The following is a 20,195-nucleotide window of genomic DNA, read 5'->3' on the forward strand; positions in this document are numbered from 1 at the left end:
ATGAATATAAACCAAATACATAACATCTATTTCATAGGAATCGGAGGCATCGGAATGAGTGCTTTGGCTCGCTATTTTAAAAATATTGGAAAAAATGTAAGCGGTTATGATAAAACTCAAACGCAATTAACAAAAGAATTACAACAAGAAGGTATTGAAGTTCATTTTGAAGATAATATAGATTTAATTCCAAAAGAGTATTATGTAGAAAACACATTGGTCGTAATTACACCAGCTGTACCCGTTTTGCATTCTGAATGGAATTATTTTAACGAAAGAAATTACATAGTTAAGAAACGTGCTGAAGTTCTAGGGCTAATTACAAAAGATACTTTTTGTTTCGCTGTTGCTGGAACGCACGGAAAAACAACAACTTCAAGTATTTTAGCACATATTTTATTTGATAGTGGTTTAGACGTGACTTCATTTTTAGGTGGAATTGTAGAAAATTATAATTCAAACCTCGTCGGAAATGGAAAAACAATAACCGTTGTTGAAGCTGATGAATTTGATAGATCATTTTTGCACCTTCATCCAAATATTGCTTGTATAACGTCAATGGATGCTGATCATTTAGATATTTATGGTGATGCTTCTGCTATTGAAGAAAGTTTCAGGGAATTTGCCGCTAAAGTTGAAGATAAATCCAATTTGTTTTATGCAAATGGTTTGGTTCTTGATGGTGTTTCTGTCGGAATAAATGATGATGCAAAAATAAAGGCTCAAAATATAAAAATCGAAAAGGGTTATTATTTGTTTGATGCTAAATTAGAAAATGAATTAATCGAAAACATCCAATTTGGTTTACCTGGACATCATAATTTATCTAATGCTTTGATGGCTTTGTCAATGGCAAAAAGATATGGTGTCGAAACCGATAAGATTAAAAAAGCATTAGCATCTTTCAAAGGGATTAGAAGACGCTTTTCTTTCCAAATTAGAGAAGAAAAATTAGCCTATATAGATGATTACGCACACCATCCAACAGAAATAAATGCAGTGCATCAAGCAGTTTGTGAATTGTTTCCAAACCAAAAAGTTTGTGCCATTTTTCAACCACATTTGTTTAGTAGAACAAAAGATTTTGCAGATGATTTTGCAAAAAGTTTATCAAAATTCGATGAAATTCTATTAATGGAAATTTATCCAGCTCGCGAGCTTCCAATAGAAGGTATAACTTCAACATGGTTGTTAAACAAAATAGAGAATAAAAATAAAAAAGTAGTTCAAAAAGAAGAAATAAATAACGAATTAACTAAATCAAACGCAACAGTTTTTGTAACTATTGGTGCAGGTGATTTAGGAGAAATGGTTTCAGAAATAAAAAAGACTTTAAGTGAAAAAATTTAATTGGAATAATATACGTTTAGTTCTCATAGTAGCACTAATGATTTTCTTGTATTCTTTCTCTGGAATCAAAAACCAAGAGCGAAAAATACAGAAGATAAATATTGCTTTCAATGCAGATGATTATCCTTTTTTAAATGAAACAATGGTTAATAACTTGTTAATACAAAATTTTCAAGGTGCTTCCAAAGTAAAAAAAGAAAGGGTAGATTTGAAGAAGCTGGAAAATGTATTGAATGCTAACAAATACGTAGATAATTCTGAAGTATTTTGTTCAATCGATGGTTTTTTAATTGCAAAAATAAAACAGAAAAAACCTATAATTAGGGTTTTTAATGAAAATGGTTCTTACTATTTAGACGATAAAGGAGATAAAGTTCCTTTGTCGGATAATTTCACGCCAAGAGTGCCTGTATATTTCGGTGTGATTAGTGCTAATGAAGTAAAACAACTAGTTAGTCTTTTTAATTTTATTGAAAATGACGAAATGCTAAAACATAATATAGTTGATATTAAAAAAACACAGAAAGGAAATATTGTTTTTTCTGTAAGAGATTTTAACTATAAAGTAATTTTTGGAACAGAAACCAATTTGGAAGCCAAGTTCAAAAATTACAAAGCGTTTTTACAACACGCAACTAAAGATACATTGATTAAAAGTTATAAATCGGTCAATCTGATTTTTACAGAACAGGTAATTTGTGCTAAATAATTTGGATATGGGAAAAGAGAACATAGCAGTAGGATTAGACATCGGAACAACAAAAATTGTTGCAATGATTGGTCGTCAAAACGAATACGGTAAACTTGAGATTCTAGGAATAGGTAAATCAAAAAGTTTAGGTGTACATCGTGGTGTTGTGAATAATATTACACAAACTATTCAGTCAATCCAACAAGCTATTCAAGAAGCAGAAGCAAATTCAGATTATAAAATAAATGACGTTGTAGTTGGAATTGCAGGGCAACATATTCGTAGTATTCAACATAGCGATTACATTAGTAGACCAAATGCAGAAGAAGTTATTGGCGATGCAGATATTGATCAATTAATTGGTCAAGTACATAAATTGGCAATGCTACCTGGAGAAGAAATTATCCACGTTTTGCCACAAGAATTCAGAATTGACGGTCAAGCCGAAATAAAAGAACCAGTAGGAATGTACGGTTCTAGAGTAGAATCTAGCTTTCACGTAGTAGTTGGACAAGCAGCTTCAATTAGAAACGTGGGAAGATGCATCAAAAGTGCTGGATTAGATTTATCTGGATTAACATTAGAACCATTAGCTTCGGCTGATGCAGTTTTAAGTCAAGAAGAAAAAGAAGCTGGTGTAGCTTTAATAGATATAGGTGGTGGAACAACAGATTTAGCGATTTTTAAAGACGGAATTATTCGTCACACAGCTGTAATTCCTTTCGGAGGAAATGTAATTACTGAAGACATCAAAGAAGGTTGTTCGATTATTGAAAAACAAGCAGAATTACTAAAAGTGAAATTTGGATCAGCTTGGCCAGGAGAAAACAAAGACAACGAAATTGTTTCTATTCCTGGATTAAGAGGTCGCGAACCAAAAGAAATTTCGCTTAAAAACTTGTCAAAAATTATTCACGCAAGAGTTGTGGAAATTATTGAACAAGTTTATGCTGAAATTAAAGAATACGGTCACGAAGACAATAAAAGAAAATTAATTGCTGGTATAGTTTTAACAGGTGGTGGAGCAGAATTGAAGCACATCAAACAATTAGTAGAATATATAACTGGAATGGATACGAGAATCGGATATCCAAACGAACATTTAGCTGGAGATTCTGATGAAGAAATTTCAAGTCCATTATATGCAACTGCCGTTGGTTTAGTAATGAATAGTATTAGAAATAATACTAAAAGTGCAACACCACTAGTAGAAATGAAAAGAGAAGAAATGGTTAAACAATCTGAAATAAAAGTTGAAGAAGAAGAAATTATTGATAATGAAATGGTGACTTCAAACAACGATTCAGAAAGTACAGAAGGAAAAGTAAAAAGATCATTCTTTGATAAATATATCGAAAAAATTAAAGAATTTTTAGACAACGCAGAGTAGAAAGTTTGCAGTATTTAGTAAAAAATTAATGCAAAAGATTAAATTAAGAAAAAATAAAACCCCAAAAATATGAGCAACGAATCAGAATTTGGAAACATTTCGTTTGATTTACCTAAAAATCAATCGAACGTAATTAAAGTAATTGGTGTTGGTGGCGGTGGAAGCAACGCAATCAACCACATGTTTAAGCAAGGAATAAAAGGTGTTGACTTTTTTATCTGTAACACAGATTCTCAAGCACTCGCTAATAGTCCTGTGCCTAATAAAATACAATTAGGTGTAAACTTAACGGAAGGTCTTGGTGCTGGAGCAAATCCAGAAGTAGGACAACAATCTGCTATTGAAAGCGTTGAAGAAATCGAAAAAATGTTAGATACTAACACAAAAATGATTTTCATCACTGCTGGAATGGGTGGAGGTACTGGAACTGGTGCTGCACCAGTTATCGCTCAATTAGCAAAAGAAAGAGATATTCTTACAGTTGGTATCGTAACAATTCCTTTTCAATTTGAAGGAAAAGTGCGTCAAGAACAAGCTTTGCAAGGAGTAGAAAGATTACGTAAACAAGTGGATTCACTTATCGTAATTAACAACAATAAATTAAGAGAAGTATATGGTAATTTAGGTTTCAAAGCTGGTTTCTCAAAAGCAGATGAAGTTTTAGCAACGGCTTCAAGAGGAATTGCTGAAGTAATTACACATCACTATACACAAAATATTGACCTTAAAGATGCTAAAACAGTTCTTTCAAATAGTGGTACAGCTATTATGGGTTCTGCTGTTGCATCTGGAGATGATAGAGCAAAAATTGCAATCAAGAGTGCCTTAGATTCACCATTGTTGAATGATAACAAAATAACAGGTGCTAAAAATGTATTGTTGTTAATTGTTTCTGGTTCTCAAGAAATTACAATTGATGAAATTGGAGAAATCAACGACTTCATTCAAACTGAAGCTGGTTTCAACGCTAATATTATTATGGGAGTTGGGGAAGATGATTCATTAGAAGATGCAGTTTCTGTAACAATTATTGCAACAGGCTTCAATGCAGAACAACAACACGAAATTGTAAACACAGAACCAAATAGAATTATCCATTCCTTAGAAGACGAACAAAAAATCGTTAAAAATCTAATTGAAAAGGCAAATTTTAATATAGAAGTTGAAGCAGAAGTTGTTAATCCAATTCAAGCTGAGTCAACTTCATCAATAACGTCACAAGTAGAAAGTGTAGTTTCAGAAGAAAAAGAAGAAAAAATTGTTTTCACTTTAGAAGAAGCTAAAGAAGAATTTAATGCAATTGTAGCGCAAGAAAATGAATTAATTGCTACAACTGAAGCTATAAAAAATATTGGAGTTACCTTCGAAATTATTTCTCCACAAAGTAAAGAAAAACCAGTTTTCGAAATTACATCAATGCCAAAACCAATTAGAGAAATCGAAGTGGTTGAGCCAGAATTTGTAATTGCAAAAGAAGACGATTTACTTTTTTCTTTAGATATGTTTGAAGACAAAAAAGAAGTAAAAGAAGATCAAATTGTTTTCAATTTAGACGACGCAAAAGATATTGTAGTTAATGAACACGTTGAATTTATTCCTGTTACAGAAGTAGAAAAAAACGGAATCATTAAACATTCATTAGAAGAATATTTAGAAAAAGAAAACGAATTATTGACTGCTAAACCAACACAGGTTTCAGAGCCAGTAAATCCAGAATTAGATATTAAAATAAACACTGTTGAAGCTAAAGAAGCACAAGAATCAATTTTAAGTCTTGAAAATAGAGATTTAACAGAGCTAACTATTGAAGAAACTTTACGTCTACGTACAGAAGAGCGCAAACGTAAAATGAAAGAGTTTAATTATAAATTCAACACAAATTCTCGTATCGACGAAATCGAAAGACAACCAGCCTACAAAAGAATGGGAGTTGATTTAGAATCACCAGAATTAAACAATAATAAGTCTAGAATGTCACTAGGAAATGATAGTAACGACGATCCCCAACTGCGTTCTAACAATTCCTTCTTGCATGATAATGTAGACTAATGCTCCGTAAACTTAACCTCAAAAACCCGTATCGTTTTATAAAAAGCATACGGGTTTTTTAATTATCTTTGCCCTAGTTTTTAATTAGAACCTATTTCCAGCTTTCCATTACAAGCTTTTTGCGTTTATTTGTTTTTTATAAGCAAAAAAAGGAGCTTCATAAAGTCGCTCTTTTTTCACAAGAAAAAATCAAATAAACCACAAAAAGGCTTTTCATTGCAATCTGGGGTAGTCAATTACCAATAGCTTTAGCTAGTGGAAGACAAATAACCATAAAAAATAAAAAAAAATGAGTTTATCAACAAAAATTATGGACAGTATGAAAGATGCTATGAGAGCTAAAGATACTGTTGCATTAGAAGCATTAAGAGCCATAAAATCAGAAATATTATTAGCACAAACTTCAGGTTCAGCAGAAGGATTGTCCGAAGAAGATGAAATCAAGATTTTACAAAAATTAGTAAAACAACGTAAAGACAGTGCTACTATTTTTGCAGAACAAAACAGAAACGATTTAGCTGAGCCAGAATTAGCTCAAATAGCTGTAATTGAAAAATTCTTACCAGCACAATTATCAGAAGCAGAAGTAGAAGCAGCTGTAGCAAAAATCATTGCAGATGGTAATTTCTCAGGTATGGCATCAATGGGTCAAGTAATGGGAATGGCTTCTAAACAACTTGGTGGAAACTCAGACGGAAAAACAATATCAACTGTAGTGAAGAAGTTGTTAGTATAAAACGTTGTAGGTTGTGAGTTATAGGTTGATGGTTTGTTATTTCAAAAATCAACAATCGTTAATCAACAATCTTAAATCAAATTGGCTTCGTAGTTCAACTGGATAGAATTTCGGATTTCGGCTCCGACGGTTGCAGGTTCGAACCCTGCCGAGGTCACAATAATATATTTTACTCCTTTGGAGGGGCGTCCAAAGGTTGGGTGGTAAATCAGTTACAAAATCTAAAACTAAAACCCTTCCAAAATCTCCAAAACTCCTTTTTTATAACTTCTACTTATTGGAATTGAGTTTTTATTAATTTCTAGATGTTCACTTGTAAACGATTCAATCTTAGAAATCGCAATCAAATAGGAGCGATGTACACGCATAAAATCATTATTAGGTAACTTGGCTTCAATGTTGGAAATAGTTTCTCTTGTAACTATAGTTTTTTCTGTAATGTGAATCTTGATATAATCACTCAAACTTTCAATGTAGAAAATGTCTGAATAGTCTATTTTAATCATTTTTCTATCGGAACGAACGAAAATAAAATCACTTTTTTCAGCTGTAATTTCAGTTGATAATTCATTGTTTTTAATAATAGTTTCGCCAATTAATTTAGCAATTGCCTGAGATAAACGTTCAAACGAAATTGGTTTTAATAAATAATCAACAGCTTGTAAATCAAAACCATCAGCAGCATATTCTCTATAAGCAGTTGTAAAAATGATTTTAATATCTTTGTTAATAGATTTGGCAAACGACAAACCATTAATTTCAGGCATATTAATGTCTAGAAAAATTAAATCTACTTTTTCAGAATTAATTACAGCAAAAGCTTCAATAGCATTTTTGCAACTAGCCAAAACTTTTACAGCATCAATTTTTTGCAAATGAGATTCTAATATTTCTCTTGCAGCTTTTTCGTCATCAACAATAATGCAGTTATAACTATTACTCATCTATTGGCTTAATTTCGTTTATAACTAAAGAAACTTCAAAATAATTTTCTTTAAGTTCTGTCTTTAAATCATACTTATTCGGAAATAATAATTCTAATCGTTTTCTAATATTTTCTAAACCAATTCCTGTTGTTTCTGCTATATTGTTGTTTAAAAAACTATTTTTAATTCCAAATAATAACTGGTTGTTTTCAGTAAGGGATAAATTTATATAAATTGTCAAAAAGCCATTTATAATGTTTCCATGTTTAAAAGCATTTTCAATAAACGGAATCAATAACATTGGAGCAATTTCAATGTTTTCCATGATTTTTGGATAAGAAAATTTAACTTTTAATCGGTCTTCAAACCTAATCTTTTCTAAATCAATATATTCATTAATATGTTCGATTTCTTCTGATAAAAGTACTTTTGGTTTTTGAACTTGGTATAAAATATAATCCAATAAATTAGAAAGTTTTAGAATTAATTCTGGAGTGAATTCGGATTTCTTAAGTGCAAAGCCATAAATTGTATTCAAAGTATTAAACAAAAAATGAGGATGAATCTGCTTCTTTAAATAATATAATTCTTGTTCTTTAATTTGAAGGTTGGTTTCTAAGATCTTATTCTCTAAGGCTTTGTATTTTGTTTGAGCATTAAAATTGTGTTTTAATAAATAGATAAAACTCACAATTCCAACAATTAAATAAACTAAAATTAAAATAAAGACAAAGTTTTTTCCCATTGGAGGAACTTTTGTAATGTCTAATTTAGTGATGAAAATAAAACTTCCATAAACGGCAAGTATAGATAAATAAACAGATAAAACAATTGTATAAAAACTATAAAGTCCTAATTTAAAATAGCGTTTAGTCAATAAATATTTCGGAATCAAAAAATATATAGTAATATAAGTAGTTGTTAAAGCTATGGGTAATAATAAACTAGAAAACCAAGTTATGTAGTAAGTGTCATCAGAATTATAACTAAAAAAATACACAAAGAAAAACCAAACTCCAATCCAAAAAAGAAAGTGAAGTAAAATAGTTTTGTACATATTTAGGATCTTGTAAAACATTTAGGCAAGATAAATAAAATAATAAAAACAAGTTTGTAATTGCGACGGATAACCATTTTTAAACCTGATTTGGTTCAAAATCTACAAAAAAATACTAATTTTTGATTAAAACAGTTAAAAAAGGTGTAAATTCATTCATTCGTCGCAAATAAAAAATTGATATTGGTTTAAAAAGTACTTTCGAACTATTATTAATTTAAAAATATAAACTTATGATTTTAGAAAGAATAAATGAAGGTGGTCCATTTTTTATGATGCCAATATTAATTATTTTATTGCTTATAATTTTCTTGTTTGTAAGAGGTCTAATTAAGAAAGATGCCAATTCAAAAACAATACGATTAATTTCATCCATTAGTTTATTCGTTTTGGTTTGGGGATTTTTAGGACAAGCCATAGGTTTAATAGGTGCTTTTGATGCCATTGAATCTATTGGAAGTATTAGTCCAGAAGTGCTTTCTAGTGGTTTAAAAATATCTTTTTTGCCATTAGTATTTGGAATGTTTACTTTTTTAATAGCAAGAGTCGGAATAATAATATTGACTTTATTGGAAAAATAAACATCTAGAAAATAGAATTAAAAAATGCTCGCAATTTGTTGAGCATTTTTTAGTTAATTCAAACTAATTTCTACCCAAATAGGAATATGATCTGAAACTTCTCCAGCTTCTTTTAGCGAATTAAAATCCTTATAAAAATGAATCACATCGAATTTTAGGACTTTAATTTTTGAACTGTTGTACCAAATATTATCAAATTCAGAAGCCAAACAAATCTCTTTTTTACATGCTTTTTTTAAAGTTGTTTTTTGATTTTTAAATACAGAAACATATCCCATTTTCTTTAAAGGATTAAAAACAGTGTGTGATTGTGGACAATTAAAATCTCCAATAAAAAACAAATTCAATAACGGATATTCTAAAGGTAAGAATTTAAAATATTTGATTTCAGTTTCAGGTTGTTTACTTTTTGTAATGGCATGAAAATTAACAAGAGTTACTGATTTTTCATTGTATTTAAAAGTGCAATAAAAAGGCTCTCTGTCAATTTCTAAACTATACTTTTTTTCCAACCAAGCATCACCAATTTTTTTGACTTTACTGGTTTTCCATAAAAAAGCATAGCGCTCAGTTTTATATGCACTACTCGTTGTTGGGTCACTTATAACATAATCCCATTTTGATCCTTTTCGGTTTAGTTCGTCTGCTAGCTTGGCTACTGCTTGTGTGCCTCCATAACCAGCTACAATTTCTTGTAGGGCTATTACATCATATTCTTTTAATGTGTTAGCAATATAAGTTATTGTTGAATCTGATTTAGATTTGCCTAGGTTTTCTACATTCCATGATATTACTTTTATTTGTGAAAATAAAGCTGTAGAAATAAATAGAAAAAGAATATATAAGAGTTTCTTCATTCGGTCAAAAATACTATTAATCTTCCCATCCACAAAGGGTAAGTCCTAAATCTTGAACCTCATATTTTGATTTTTTTGCAATTTGATGTCTGCAGGTTTTGAAGAAATGGTATATAATTACTTTTTAGATTCACAAACTCAAACATTACAATAATTGCATTGAATATAAATTGCGAGTAAGAATAGTAAAATGATAATTATTTTTATGGTGTTCTTTTTAGTATTTGAATGATTCATAATGAATAAATTATTATCCAAACATATAACTTCAAAAAATTAATTCCTTACGGGAAACCGTAACCACATGAAAGATTATTTATTGATGAATTTTAATGTTAGTAATAGCATAATGTTCATTAATTATATACTGTATACCATATTCATCATGCCAATAACTTTTATCCTTGTTCGTGTTTGCTAAATCTTGGTTGCTCTTGTGACTAAATTTTAAACCTCTTTTTTTAGCTTCTTCACAGTTTTTGAGATTCATGAACCTGTATTAAAAACAGATGCTCAAAAAATTGATTATTTTTTTCATTTGTAATAGCCAGTTGTTTTGATTTTAGATACTTTTAGTTTGTGATTTTTTTCTATTTTAATTGCTTTCATAACTCTAAAAAAAGGATTGCAAAACTCCAAAGCTTCCTGTCACTTTAGAGTTTTTTGCAATCCAACCTAATTAACAAACCATCAATTAAGTATTAGTTACTCTACTTCATGTTGAATATGACATGTAGAGCAACAATTTTTGCATCCATTGGCATTAGGGTAACTTTTTAGAGCTTCTTCTAAGGCTTTTTTATCGTCAGAAAAATCTCCAATGTATTGTGCATTAATAATTACAGGCATATAAAGACAAAATTCATTGTGCAGTTCATGGTCTCTGTTTTCTTTTGCTATGATATCCACATAATAACGTTTCATATATGAAGTTGTTTTTGAAATATTTTTCAAACTTAAGGCAACAAAATCATATAATTTTACGGGAAACCGTAAAAGCGAGTTTTTTAATTGTGAATCGTGTGAAAGGTTTATATTAAACCAAGATCTTTTGCAATGGCTATTAGATGCACTGTATTGTTTGCTTTGAAATAGTCTTTTAGTTTGCCTATTCTTTTTTCTATAGTAGATTTGCTGTTGGGTTCAATGCCTAGTTCTTTGAACTTTAGATCCATTTTGTCTTGTGCTACACCTAAAGCTAAGTGTTGTATTAATTGGATGTCATAATCGTCAATTTGGTGTGTAATTTTATCCTGAAAAATGTAGGCTAGGTTTGCTGCTATGTATTTGTCGTTGCTTTCAGAAACTTTTTTTAGGGCTTTTTTTAATTCGGGCAAACTGTTTCTTCCCTTTAATACAAAGGCATTGATGTTTTGGTTTTCGAAAAGGGATTTGATGCGTACAGGTTTTTCTTCTACAGAAAAAACAATCACTTTTATGTTGGGTTGTATTTTTTTTACAGCAGTAATTAGTTCTTCGCCCGAATTTAATTGGTTGGGTCTAAAGTCTTCTATGAAGGACAAATCGGTTATCAATAGTTGATAAGGATTGTTGTCTTGTATGGCTTTTTTGATTTTTAACAAGGCATCGTCACAATATTTTACATTGTCTACTTCAACGATATTTAATTCGTCTAAGGTTGTTGCAACAGCTATGTTGATGCTGTCTAAATCTTCTGCCAATAGTACTTTTGAAAACATAGTTAAATGGTTTTATTTAGGAAAAACAATTTTAGCTTTAAATCCTTTTTGGGTTTCTGTTTCAAAAGTAAAGGTTCCATTTATGGTTTTAATACGGTTTTCCACATTTTGTAAACCATTTTTAAGCCTTAATGATTTGCTGCTTCCAATTCCGTTGTCAGAATAATTGATTTCGTATGATTTTCCTTTGTCTTCAAAACCAATTACAACCAAATTGCTTTGGCTGTGTTTTTTCATGTTAACCAACAGTTCTTGAAGAATTCTATAAACAGTTATCTTGGTTATTTTTTTAGTTTTTGTCCAATTTATAGCTTCAAAATTTTTGATGATTACGTTTGTATCTTCACTATTAAAACCTGAAAGTAATAAGGATAAATTTTCTTTAAAGTTTTCGCCCGTATCAATTTCACTATTTTCTAAAGAAATATTTCTTGTTCGGTTGTAAATATTTTCAATTTGATTTAAGAAATGTTCCTTTTTGTTTAAATCAGATAAATCTTGAGTTTCGGCAAAAGTCATGGTGTTGTAAACATCGTTGGCTAGTTCATCATGAAGCTTTTTTGAAATTCGAGTTTCCGCTTCATATGTAGATTTTTGAAGTTTGTTTTTGTTTTTAAAACGAATTAAGAAATAAATTAAAAGGGCGATAATTCCAAATCCGATAAATAAATAGGTAATAAACTCTTTCTCAACTTTCAATTTCTCGTTTTTCTCTAAAGTAATTTTAGAATCATATTTTATTTTTGAGTATTGGTTTTTGGCTGATTGTCTTATTTTTGAAATGCTATCATTAATGTGTGAATAAATAGCAAAATGATTAACGGCCTTTTTGTTGGTAGGGTTTTTTATTAACAAATCAAGTGCTTCTAACTTGTCATCTGGACTATTGACAATTGTGGCTGATTGCAACGCTTTATTTGCAAACTCTTTTGATAAAACTGGATTGTTTTCATCGTAAAAATTTGATAGGTGTATATAAGATGCAATTTTATCGTAATCATCATTGATGCTGTCTCTTATGTTTAAACTAGCATAAAGATATTCTTTTGCTAAGGAGTCTTTTTTGATTTTAAAATAAGCAAATCCAAGATTATCTGTTACTCTAGCGTATTCACTTGGATAAATTTTTAAAGAATCATTTTTTAGCAACTTTTCTAAAACATCAATTGATTTTACATATTCTTTTTGATCTAAATAATTTACCGCAATGTTGTTTTTAATAGTAAGTCGATTAGTTTCATTTTTTGAATTATCGAGCGTTTTATTATAATAAAGTAAAGCATTTTCATAATCGGCTTGTTCATTATAAGCAATACCTAAAAAGTTATTTAGATATTCTTTATAATTTGTTTCGTTATCAATACCAAAGGCTTCTGTAGCTGTTTCTTCTAAACCAACAAAGTCACAATTGGTTTTTTGAATATTTGCCATACCAAGTAAGGCATATATTTTCATTTCTTTTTCATTATCCTTACAAGATAATTTTGCTTGGTTGAAGTAAAAGTAAGCACTGTCTAATTCTAAAGTTGAAACTTTATTATTAGCTTTTTCTATATAGTCAGTATAAGTTAAGCTACTTGGTGCATTTGGTTTAGTTTCTTTTTCACAAGAACTTAAAATAAAAATTATAAATAAAAGCGGGAAATGTTTCATAGTGAATTTCATTTCCCGAAATTAGTAAAAAGGTTTTTATTTTAATTAACAAATTATAAAGTTGTATTTGCGTTTTGGGTTGTGTTTAATTTTAATATAAGTTTTTAGCTGTATATCAATATTTTAAAAAAGATAAAAGCGTAAAGAATAAAAAAGAGTAGTTCTTTTGTAAAAATATGTAGTTTTATTATTTTGTAATATTTACATTCGCTTTTAAATTATTTTCTTTGGGATATCTTTTTGGCTTCGTAGCTTTTATTTATATTGGTTTTGTGTTGTACAATGGAGTTGTAGAACCAGCGTACGCTTTTTTCTTTAGAAAGCCTATATATGTTCATTTTTATATAAACCCACAAAAAGTAACAAAATCTCAATTGGTTATTCTTGAAAAGGAGTTTGTGTTTTACAAAAAGCTTTCTCCTAGATTAAAAAAATATTTTGAACATCGTGTAGCTACTTTTATTGATACTTATCCTTTTTATGGAAAAGAGGGTTTAGAGATTACGGATCAAGTAAAAATATTAATAGCTTCTACAGCAATAATGTTGACCTTTGGAATGCGGACTTATCTCTTTACCATTATTGATAAAATTGTAGTTTATCCGGATATTTATTATTCAAAAATTAATGATAATCACCATAAGGGAGAATTTAATCCAAGAATGAAAGCTATCGTTTTTTCTTGGAAGCATTTCATAGAAGGATATGAAATAAGCAATGATAACCTTAACTTAGGGTTACATGAATTCTCTCATGTGTTGCATTTTCAAGGGATGTTAAATGCAGATACTTCTGCTACTATTTTTTCTGTAACTTATCAAGAAATTATGGATCAAATAAAAAGGCCATTAAATTATAAACGTTTAATAGAATCTAATTATTTTAGAATTTACGCTTACACCAATGAGTTTGAATTTATAGCCGTAATTCTTGAGCACTTTTTTGAAACTCCAACTGAATTTAAAAGTGAATTTCCAGAGCTTTATGAAAAAGTGCGTTCAATGATTAATTTTTCAGAATAAAAAATCCAATTTTAAAGCTAACATTTGTCATGTTTATTTTGTAAATTTAAGGGTAACTTTATTTATTAATCCTTTAAAATATGAATGTTATGAAACAAAGAGTTCAAGTGTCAACAATTATGACAAAAAACGTAGTTAAATTAAATCTTCAAGATGATTTAACCAAAGCTGAATCTTTATTTAAGAAAAATAAAATCAGACATATTCCTGTAGTTAATGGCAGTAAAATTATTGGAATGTTGAGTTATACTGATTTATTAAGAATTTCTTTTGTTGATGCTGTTGATGAAGATGAGTTAATTGACGCAACAGTATATAATATGTTTACTGTAGAGCAAGTTATGGCAAAAAATTTAGTGACTATTTCTCCAGAAACAACTATAAAAGAAGCGGCTGAAATCTTATCAAATAAAGAATTTCATGCCTTACCTGTTTGTGAAGGAGATTTATTGGTAGGTATTGTTACTACTACTGATTTAATAAAATATTTGATAGATCAGTATTAATATGTTTAATAATTTCTTAAATATTTGTATTTTGTATTGTTTTAATTCATAATTTTATTTCAAATTTAAAACATAAAAATATGAATAAAAAAACTACTCTTTTTGTTGTGGCCAGTTTTTTTGCTACAACTTTGCAATTGTTAATTGCGCAGCCTTATATTAATGGTGCTTTATCAACAGGAAGTACTTCTAATAGTGCAGTCGCTGCTCCAACAGGTTATACCTGGAGTGAATGTCAAAATGAGACAGGTAATACTACAGAGTCAAATACTAATTCTGGGTTTAGTGGTAATTACAATACTGCAGGAACTACTAGTTTTCAATTAGCAGATGACTTTACAGTTCCAACTGGACAGTCTTGGAATGTAACTGGATTTGATTTCTATTGCTATCAAACGGGTTATGCTGGAACTACACCGCCTATTGATGGATTACGTGTTCTTATATATGATAATGATCCTTCTCTTTTAACGTCTAATATTGTTGCAGGTAACGCTACTACTAATGTATATAGTGCGACTGATAGTAATGACGCTTTAATGTATAGAATTTTTAATTCTGCTGTTCCAGCAGTTACTGCAACAGGAACTACAAGAAAATTATGGAAAGTAAGAGCAAATTTAACAGCATCTTTACCTTCAGGAACTTATTGGGTTGTTTATCAAGGTCATCCAACAAACGATGGTACTTTGTTTTTTCCACCAGTAACAATTTCTGGAGTTCGTGGGATTACTGGATGGAATGCAAAACAAAATGTTGCTACAACTAATACTTGGTCAAGTTTAATTGATGCAGGGAATCCTGCTACAGCTCCAGATTTCCCTCAAGATATGCCATTTAATGTGCAATACTCTGTTGTTCTAAGCAATGATAAATTTACAGATGCTAACGAATTTAAAATTTCACCAAATCCAGTGCAATCTGATTTTGTTATTACAATTCCTAATGACATGATTGGATTAGCCAAAAATATCACTATTTATAGTTTACAAGGACAAGAAGTAAAATCTTCTAAAGTTTCAGATAGTTATACTATTTCAGATTTGGCTTCTGGTGTCTATTTTGTTTCTGTATCAGATGAATCAAAAAACGTATTGTATAAGTCAAAAATTATTAAGAAATAATTTTTAAATACTTTTATAAAAAAACGCACAAATGAATTTTTGTGCGTTTTTTGTTTTTTTTTATTGTGTGATTTTTTTCAAATCAGCTATTGTTGCCATTGGATCATCTGCTCCAAAAACATAACTTCCAGCCACTAAAACATCAGCACCAGCATCAACTAATTGTTTTGCGTTTTTATTGGTTACACCACCATCAATTTCAATTTTTGTTGAAGCATTATTTCTTGTGATGATTTCTTTTAATTGTTTTACCTTTTTATATGTGTTTTCAATAAAAGATTGTCCTCCAAATCCTGGATTTACACTCATAATACAAACTAAGTCAATGTCTTTTATTACATCTTCTAATAATGAAACGTTTGTATGTGGATTTAAGGCTACACCGGCTTGCATTCCTTCTGCTTTAATAGCTTGAAGCGTTCTGTGTAAATGTGTACAAGCTTCGTAATGTACTGTTAATACATCTGCTCCTAATTTTTTAAAAGTCGAAATATATCTATCTGGATCAACAATCATTAAATGCACATCGATAGTTTTTTTAGCATGTTTAGCAATAGCTCCTAAAACAGGCATTCCAAAAGAAATGTTTGGAACAAAAACACCATCCATAATATCAATATGAAACCAATCGGCTTCACTGTTGTTAATCATTTCGATGTCTCGTTGTAAGTTAGCAAAATCAGCAGCTAATACTGATGGTGCAATTAAAGTGTTTTTACTCATTTTATGCTGAATTTATTTCAGTATCTTTTGCAGTTACTTGAAAGTTTGTTAGTGTTGTTTGTGCAAAGATAAATTATATAAATAGAATCTGAAATAAGTTTAGATGAATTTGAAATAAAATTGATAAGAATCTAAAACGAGTTCAGAGGTATTGATATGAAATTAATAAGAATCTGAAACGAGTTCAGATTAAAAAATAAAACTCCGGTAACCCGAGCTTTTGCGAATCGACTGGAGTTTTATTCCTAAAAAATAAAACTCCGGTAATCAGCCGGAGTTTCAATCATCAATCAAAAAACGAATAGTCTTTAGACTATTGTTCGCTGTAATTAGGGTTTATCCTAAATAAGTTTTTAATATTTTACTTCTAGAAGTATGTTTTAATCTTCTGATAGCTTTTTCTTTAATCTGACGAACACGCTCACGAGTTAGGTCAAAAGTTTCACCAATTTCTTCTAAAGTCATTGGATGTTGATCCCCTAAACCAAAGTATAAACGAACAACATCTGCCTCTCTTGGAGTTAATGTTTCTAATGCTCTTTCAATTTCAGTTTGTAATGATTCATGAATTAATTCTCTATCTGGATTTGGAGATTCACCAGAACGTAAAACGTCATAAAGGTTAGAATCTTCTCCTTCAACAAGAGGTGCATCCATTGATAAGTGACGACCAGAGTTTTTCATAGACTCTTTTACATCATTCACTGTCATGTCTAATTCTTTTGCAATTTCTTCAGCAGAAGGTGGTCTTTCATTAGATTGCTCTAATAAAGCATACATTTTGTTGATTTTATTGATAGAACCAATTTTGTTTAATGGTAAACGTACAATACGAGATTGTTCTGCTAATGCTTGTAAGATAGATTGACGAATCCACCAAACAGCATATGATATAAATTTGAATCCACGAGTTTCATCAAAACGTTGAGCTGCTTTTATTAAACCAAGATTTCCTTCATTAATTAAATCGGGAAGTGTTAATCCTTGATTTTGATATTGTTTCGCAACAGATACTACGAAACGTAAATTTGCTTTTGTTAATTTTTCTAAAGCTCGTTGATCACCAGCTTTAATACGTTGTGCTAATTCTACTTCTTCATCAGCAGTAATTAGGTCAACTTTTCCAATTTCTTGTAAATATTTGTCTAAGGAAGCAGTTTCACGATTCGTTACCTGCTTGGTAATTTTTAGTTGTCTCATTCTTTTTACAGTACTTTTTTATTCGTGTACAGTAGTTATACGCAAGTGTTTCAAAAAAGTTACAAAAAAGGTGCTTTTTTTAATTAAGAATAAAATTTTCTATTTTTTTAATAAAGAAATCTATCTTCTGATACATTTTATTGAAAAACATTTTCTGTTCTTTTTTACCAGATGACTGTAAAGATTTACTATTTTTTATTTGATTGGTAAAGTAGTTGTGAATTTCTGAAGTTACTTTTTCGTTTTTGGTAGAAAAATAACCTAACATGTTATAAGGAATAAAAGCCTGCTTTGACGATTTCGATGCAAACAAAACATTGTTGTTTAAAATCAATAATTCATTATAATATAATTGATAATCAGAATTTGAAGAATCACATTTTTTCTCAATAGATTTTATAATTGCAGTAATTTCTTCTAATAAATATTTTGAAGTCTCATAAGTCAATAAACCCGATTCGAAATAATAAACTATTTGTTGTAAACTACTATTTATAGTTGTGTCGTTCCAAATTTCAATTATTTTGACTTGACTAACTATTTCGATTAATTTTGATGTTTCATTTAATAATGAATTTTCTACATTGAATTTTTCAAAAGCAATTAATTCATTTTCAGTCATTAGATTATACCAAACATACATTTTAAATTTTGACAAAATGCTTCCGCCAATAGTGTAAAATATAGGTATGTCTTTAGCAGAATAATATAAAGTATTCTCTTCTTTGGGGTTTAAATATATTTTGTTTGCTATCTCAGAAAAATAAGTTTGATAATCTTTAATTTGATTAATGGACTTGGTTTTTTCTAAAATAATATTTTGTTGATTTTTAAATAAATTATCCATGGAAATTTTAAAGTGACCACACAGGAGAACCGTTTCTTCTATTGAAAATTTACTTTTATTTGAAACTCTTCTGTGTGAAGCATCATAACTAATGTTTAGTATTTGTGCAACTTCATCAATAATTGAAATTCCATTATTTAATTGTTTTCTAATGGCATTTAAAAGCAGATTTTGAGTTTTCATGTTTGCGATTTTCACAAATATAGTAAATATTATTATTGAATTTCGCAATTTATTTTGCGATAATTAAAATAGTTTTGGATCAGAAATTAAAACTTAATACTATGAAAAAATTAGATTTATTAAGAAACAGAATTAAAAGAGTAAAGCGATATAGCGAAGAGTTATCAATTTACACTTCAGAAGAAATGTATTCATATTCATGCTTAATTAATGTACTTATGCGAAAAATGTTTGCTAAAAGCTATTTAGTTTTTTTATTGTTTGGGATTTTAAATGCAAACTCTCAAAATGATAGCATTTTTTATAAGACGCATTCTCAAATTTTTAGTTTGTCGCCTATTTCAAGAAAAGTAGATAAAGTAAACGGATTGGTTTTTGGAGTTGGACATTTTGAAAATAAGAGAATACAGAATCAAACGATAAATGGTCTAAATATTGAAGTTAATGGTGCTCCAATTGCTGGTGTTTTTTTGGGTTTTATGTCAATAATGTATTTGCCAGAAATAATTAACAAAGAATAAAATTCCAGATAGTTTGAAACAAAATGGAGCGTTTATTAAAATTGAAAAATGGAATAGTAATCCTAATTTAAAATTAAACGGAATTAATCTAACGACAGGCTGTTTCTTTACCTCAAGTAGTATGAATGGTTTAAATATTTCTTTGGGAAATAAATTTAATGACTTCAACGGTTTGTCTTTGTCAGCGTTTGGTACAATTGCAGATAATCAGAATGGTGTTTCAATAGGATTGTATAATGCAAACAACCACTTAAAAGGTATTACAATTGGAGTCATGAATAGCTCCTATGAATTGAAAGGAAGCCAAATAGGATTAGTAAATTATTGTAAAGAAAATAAAGGAATTCAAATCGGAGTTTTCAATAGGTCGTTTTCAAGAGGATTGCAAATTGGATTGTGGAATCTTAATAACAAAAGGGCGTTTCCTTTTATAAATTGGTAAATTATGAAAAAAATATTTTTATTCATTTTGTTAATAGGCTATTTTGGTTTTTCTCAAAATGATTCAATTGATATAAATGAATATGAAAGAGTTTATATAGAAGTTGGTTTTGTAAAACCTTTAGGAAAAATGGCAAATAAGTTTGAGACTTCTCCAAGTGTTGGATTTTGGTTTAGAAACAGAATTGTTAACGATGATTATATTGATTTTGGATTTAACTTTTTTATACCAAAAAAGGCTAGAGATGTTGATTTTAGATATAGAGATTCAATAGTGAAATATAAATCTGAACATTTTGGAATTTCTATCGGAACAAGATTTGCTAAAATAATATCTATGTCAAACCAAACAAGGAGTTTTAATTTAGAATGGAACACTGGTATAGGCTTAGGTCTTAATTTTTATGAAGCCCCAAATGAGTTAGCTTTTGAAGAAAAAGAATTTACTAGCGAAGTTTTAACTACATTTTATATTTCACAAGGCATAAAACTTAACTATAAAAATATAGGCTTTCAATGTCATTATAATTTTTCACCTTATGATTTGTTTAATAAAAAAATTAATGAAAAATATGGTTCACAGTATTTAATGTTTGGACTGGTTTATAGACAATAAATCTAAAGCCTCATTTATTTAA

At 29.3% G+C, this 20,195-nt stretch carries 22 protein-coding genes and 1 tRNA gene; 13 read left to right on the forward strand and 10 right to left on the reverse strand.

Annotation, left to right across the window (positions count from 1 at the left end; all coding sequences use genetic code 11):
• From murC to AAC008_RS06915, 6 genes are all read left to right on the forward strand, one after another.
• Entirely contained in the window at positions 1-1,350 is a 1,350-nt protein-coding gene (murC, locus tag AAC008_RS06890) for a UDP-N-acetylmuramate--L-alanine ligase (RefSeq protein ID WP_339888284.1), read from the forward strand.
• Positions 1,337-2,059 carry a cell division protein FtsQ gene (locus tag AAC008_RS06895; protein WP_339888286.1) on the forward strand — a complete coding sequence of 241 codons (723 nt, stop codon included), beginning with the start codon at positions 1,337-1,339 and terminating at the stop codon, positions 2,057-2,059. The genes murC and AAC008_RS06895 overlap by 14 nt, the downstream gene beginning before the upstream one ends.
• Before the next feature lie 7 nt (positions 2,060-2,066).
• Entirely contained in the window at positions 2,067-3,431 is a 1,365-nt protein-coding gene (gene ftsA, locus AAC008_RS06900; RefSeq protein ID WP_339888287.1) for a cell division protein FtsA, read from the forward strand.
• Positions 3,432-3,500: 69 nt separating this feature from the next.
• Positions 3,501-5,480 carry a cell division protein FtsZ gene (gene ftsZ / locus AAC008_RS06905; RefSeq protein ID WP_339888289.1) on the forward strand — a complete coding sequence of 660 codons (1,980 nt, stop codon included), beginning with the start codon at positions 3,501-3,503 and terminating at the stop codon, positions 5,478-5,480.
• 289 nt (positions 5,481-5,769) lie between these two features.
• A complete protein-coding gene (locus tag AAC008_RS06910; RefSeq protein ID WP_339888290.1) occupies positions 5,770-6,216 on the forward strand; it encodes a GatB/YqeY domain-containing protein in 447 nt (148 codons plus the stop codon).
• Between the two features lie 83 nt (positions 6,217-6,299).
• Positions 6,300-6,373: transfer RNA gene (locus AAC008_RS06915), tRNA-Arg, on the forward strand.
• Between the two features lie 70 nt (positions 6,374-6,443).
• On the opposite strand, the gene AAC008_RS06920 is transcribed toward AAC008_RS06915, so the two are convergent.
• Together AAC008_RS06920 and AAC008_RS06925 are read right to left on the reverse strand one after the other, a co-directional pair.
• The gene (locus AAC008_RS06920; protein WP_339888291.1) at positions 6,444-7,160 is read right to left on the reverse strand and encodes a LytTR family DNA-binding domain-containing protein; all 717 of its coding nucleotides are present in this window, start codon (positions 7,158-7,160) and stop codon (positions 6,444-6,446) included.
• Complete coding sequence (locus AAC008_RS06925; protein ID WP_339888293.1) at positions 7,153-8,199, reverse strand: histidine kinase; 1,047 nt, start codon at positions 8,197-8,199, stop codon at positions 7,153-7,155. Before AAC008_RS06925 ends, AAC008_RS06920 begins: the two co-directional genes overlap by 8 nt.
• Before the next feature lie 233 nt (positions 8,200-8,432).
• On the opposite strand from AAC008_RS06925, the gene AAC008_RS06930 reads away from it, so the two are divergent.
• Positions 8,433-8,780: a MotA/TolQ/ExbB proton channel family protein gene (locus AAC008_RS06930; RefSeq protein WP_339888294.1), complete on the forward strand. Its 348-nt coding sequence runs from the start codon at positions 8,433-8,435 to the stop codon at positions 8,778-8,780.
• A gap of 53 nt (positions 8,781-8,833) precedes the next feature.
• On the opposite strand, the gene AAC008_RS06935 is transcribed toward AAC008_RS06930, so the two are convergent.
• The 5 genes from AAC008_RS06935 to AAC008_RS06955 all read right to left on the reverse strand — a co-directional run bounded on the left by AAC008_RS06935 (position 8,834) and on the right by AAC008_RS06955 (position 12,990).
• Positions 8,834-9,637 (reverse strand): endonuclease/exonuclease/phosphatase family protein, encoded by an 804-nt coding sequence (locus AAC008_RS06935; protein ID WP_339888296.1) that lies wholly within the window; start codon positions 9,635-9,637, stop codon positions 8,834-8,836.
• A gap of 316 nt (positions 9,638-9,953) precedes the next feature.
• Positions 9,954-10,127 (reverse strand): hypothetical protein, encoded by a 174-nt coding sequence (locus tag AAC008_RS06940; RefSeq protein WP_339888297.1) that lies wholly within the window; start codon positions 10,125-10,127, stop codon positions 9,954-9,956.
• 215 nt (positions 10,128-10,342) lie between these two features.
• Complete coding sequence (locus tag AAC008_RS06945) at positions 10,343-10,546, reverse strand: hypothetical protein (protein WP_339888298.1); 204 nt, start codon at positions 10,544-10,546, stop codon at positions 10,343-10,345.
• Positions 10,547-10,668: 122 nt separating this feature from the next.
• A complete protein-coding gene (locus AAC008_RS06950; protein ID WP_339888300.1) occupies positions 10,669-11,337 on the reverse strand; it encodes a response regulator in 669 nt (222 codons plus the stop codon).
• Positions 11,338-11,349: 12 nt separating this feature from the next.
• On the reverse strand, positions 11,350-12,990 hold the full coding sequence (locus tag AAC008_RS06955) for a hypothetical protein (protein WP_339888301.1): 1,641 nt from the start codon (positions 12,988-12,990) through the stop codon (positions 11,350-11,352).
• 227 nt (positions 12,991-13,217) lie between these two features.
• On the opposite strand from AAC008_RS06955, the gene AAC008_RS06960 reads away from it, so the two are divergent.
• From AAC008_RS06960 to AAC008_RS06970, 3 genes are all read left to right on the forward strand, one after another.
• Entirely contained in the window at positions 13,218-14,012 is a 795-nt protein-coding gene (locus AAC008_RS06960; protein WP_339888302.1) for a zinc-dependent peptidase, read from the forward strand.
• Between the two features lie 89 nt (positions 14,013-14,101).
• The gene (locus tag AAC008_RS06965; protein ID WP_339888304.1) at positions 14,102-14,518 is read left to right on the forward strand and encodes a CBS domain-containing protein; all 417 of its coding nucleotides are present in this window, start codon (positions 14,102-14,104) and stop codon (positions 14,516-14,518) included.
• Positions 14,519-14,598: 80 nt separating this feature from the next.
• Positions 14,599-15,642 carry a T9SS type A sorting domain-containing protein gene (locus AAC008_RS06970; RefSeq protein ID WP_339888305.1) on the forward strand — a complete coding sequence of 348 codons (1,044 nt, stop codon included), beginning with the start codon at positions 14,599-14,601 and terminating at the stop codon, positions 15,640-15,642.
• Positions 15,643-15,702: 60 nt separating this feature from the next.
• Here AAC008_RS06970 and rpe read toward each other — a convergent pair whose 3' ends face one another.
• The 3 genes from rpe to AAC008_RS06985 all read right to left on the reverse strand — a co-directional run bounded on the left by rpe (position 15,703) and on the right by AAC008_RS06985 (position 18,595).
• Positions 15,703-16,365 carry a ribulose-phosphate 3-epimerase gene (rpe, locus tag AAC008_RS06975; RefSeq protein ID WP_339888306.1) on the reverse strand — a complete coding sequence of 221 codons (663 nt, stop codon included), beginning with the start codon at positions 16,363-16,365 and terminating at the stop codon, positions 15,703-15,705.
• A 336-nt stretch (positions 16,366-16,701) separates the two neighbouring features.
• Complete coding sequence (locus tag AAC008_RS06980) at positions 16,702-17,565, reverse strand: sigma-70 family RNA polymerase sigma factor (protein ID WP_008256407.1); 864 nt, start codon at positions 17,563-17,565, stop codon at positions 16,702-16,704.
• Between the two features lie 79 nt (positions 17,566-17,644).
• Positions 17,645-18,595, reverse strand: a complete 951-nt coding sequence (locus tag AAC008_RS06985; protein WP_339888307.1) for a hypothetical protein — start codon at positions 18,593-18,595, stop codon at positions 17,645-17,647.
• Positions 18,596-18,696: 101 nt separating this feature from the next.
• On the opposite strand from AAC008_RS06985, the gene AAC008_RS06990 reads away from it, so the two are divergent.
• From AAC008_RS06990 to AAC008_RS07000, 3 genes are read left to right on the forward strand one after another with little or no spacing between them, the layout of a single operon-like run.
• A complete protein-coding gene (locus AAC008_RS06990; protein ID WP_339888308.1) occupies positions 18,697-19,116 on the forward strand; it encodes a hypothetical protein in 420 nt (139 codons plus the stop codon).
• 13 nt (positions 19,117-19,129) lie between these two features.
• A complete protein-coding gene (locus tag AAC008_RS06995; RefSeq protein WP_339888309.1) occupies positions 19,130-19,558 on the forward strand; it encodes a hypothetical protein in 429 nt (142 codons plus the stop codon).
• A gap of 3 nt (positions 19,559-19,561) precedes the next feature.
• Positions 19,562-20,173 carry a hypothetical protein gene (locus AAC008_RS07000; protein WP_339888311.1) on the forward strand — a complete coding sequence of 204 codons (612 nt, stop codon included), beginning with the start codon at positions 19,562-19,564 and terminating at the stop codon, positions 20,171-20,173.
• Positions 20,174-20,195 lie beyond the last annotated feature (22 nt).

The organism is uncultured Flavobacterium sp. (assembly GCF_963975515.1).
GTDB lineage: Bacteria > Bacteroidota > Bacteroidia > Flavobacteriales > Flavobacteriaceae > Flavobacterium.

Excerpts from the sequence above, each read along its gene's own strand:
- AAC008_RS06935 (WP_339888296.1), bottom strand. The coding sequence starts at position 9,637 with ATGAAGAAACTCTTATATATTCTTTTTCTATTTATTTCTACAGCTTTA.
- AAC008_RS06965 (WP_339888304.1), top strand. The coding sequence starts at position 14,102 with ATGAAACAAAGAGTTCAAGTGTCAACAATTATGACAAAAAACGTAGTT.
- AAC008_RS06930 (WP_339888294.1), top strand. The coding sequence starts at position 8,433 with ATGATTTTAGAAAGAATAAATGAAGGTGGTCCATTTTTTATGATGCCA.
- AAC008_RS06990 (WP_339888308.1), top strand. The coding sequence starts at position 18,697 with ATGAAAAAATTAGATTTATTAAGAAACAGAATTAAAAGAGTAAAGCGA.
- murC (WP_339888284.1), top strand. The coding sequence starts at position 1 with ATGAATATAAACCAAATACATAACATCTATTTCATAGGAATCGGAGGC.
- AAC008_RS06970 (WP_339888305.1), top strand. The coding sequence starts at position 14,599 with ATGAATAAAAAAACTACTCTTTTTGTTGTGGCCAGTTTTTTTGCTACA.
- AAC008_RS06985 (WP_339888307.1), bottom strand. The coding sequence starts at position 18,595 with ATGAAAACTCAAAATCTGCTTTTAAATGCCATTAGAAAACAATTAAAT.
- AAC008_RS06950 (WP_339888300.1), bottom strand. The coding sequence starts at position 11,337 with ATGTTTTCAAAAGTACTATTGGCAGAAGATTTAGACAGCATCAACATA.
- AAC008_RS06925 (WP_339888293.1), bottom strand. The coding sequence starts at position 8,199 with ATGTACAAAACTATTTTACTTCACTTTCTTTTTTGGATTGGAGTTTGG.
- AAC008_RS07000 (WP_339888311.1), top strand. The coding sequence starts at position 19,562 with ATGAAAAAAATATTTTTATTCATTTTGTTAATAGGCTATTTTGGTTTT.
- ftsZ (WP_339888289.1), top strand. The coding sequence starts at position 3,501 with ATGAGCAACGAATCAGAATTTGGAAACATTTCGTTTGATTTACCTAAA.
- AAC008_RS06955 (WP_339888301.1), bottom strand. The coding sequence starts at position 12,990 with ATGAAACATTTCCCGCTTTTATTTATAATTTTTATTTTAAGTTCTTGT.
- AAC008_RS06910 (WP_339888290.1), top strand. The coding sequence starts at position 5,770 with ATGAGTTTATCAACAAAAATTATGGACAGTATGAAAGATGCTATGAGA.
- ftsA (WP_339888287.1), top strand. The coding sequence starts at position 2,067 with ATGGGAAAAGAGAACATAGCAGTAGGATTAGACATCGGAACAACAAAA.
- AAC008_RS06940 (WP_339888297.1), bottom strand. The coding sequence starts at position 10,127 with ATGAATCTCAAAAACTGTGAAGAAGCTAAAAAAAGAGGTTTAAAATTT.
- AAC008_RS06920 (WP_339888291.1), bottom strand. The coding sequence starts at position 7,160 with ATGAGTAATAGTTATAACTGCATTATTGTTGATGACGAAAAAGCTGCA.
- AAC008_RS06980 (WP_008256407.1), bottom strand. The coding sequence starts at position 17,565 with ATGAGACAACTAAAAATTACCAAGCAGGTAACGAATCGTGAAACTGCT.
- rpe (WP_339888306.1), bottom strand. The coding sequence starts at position 16,365 with ATGAGTAAAAACACTTTAATTGCACCATCAGTATTAGCTGCTGATTTT.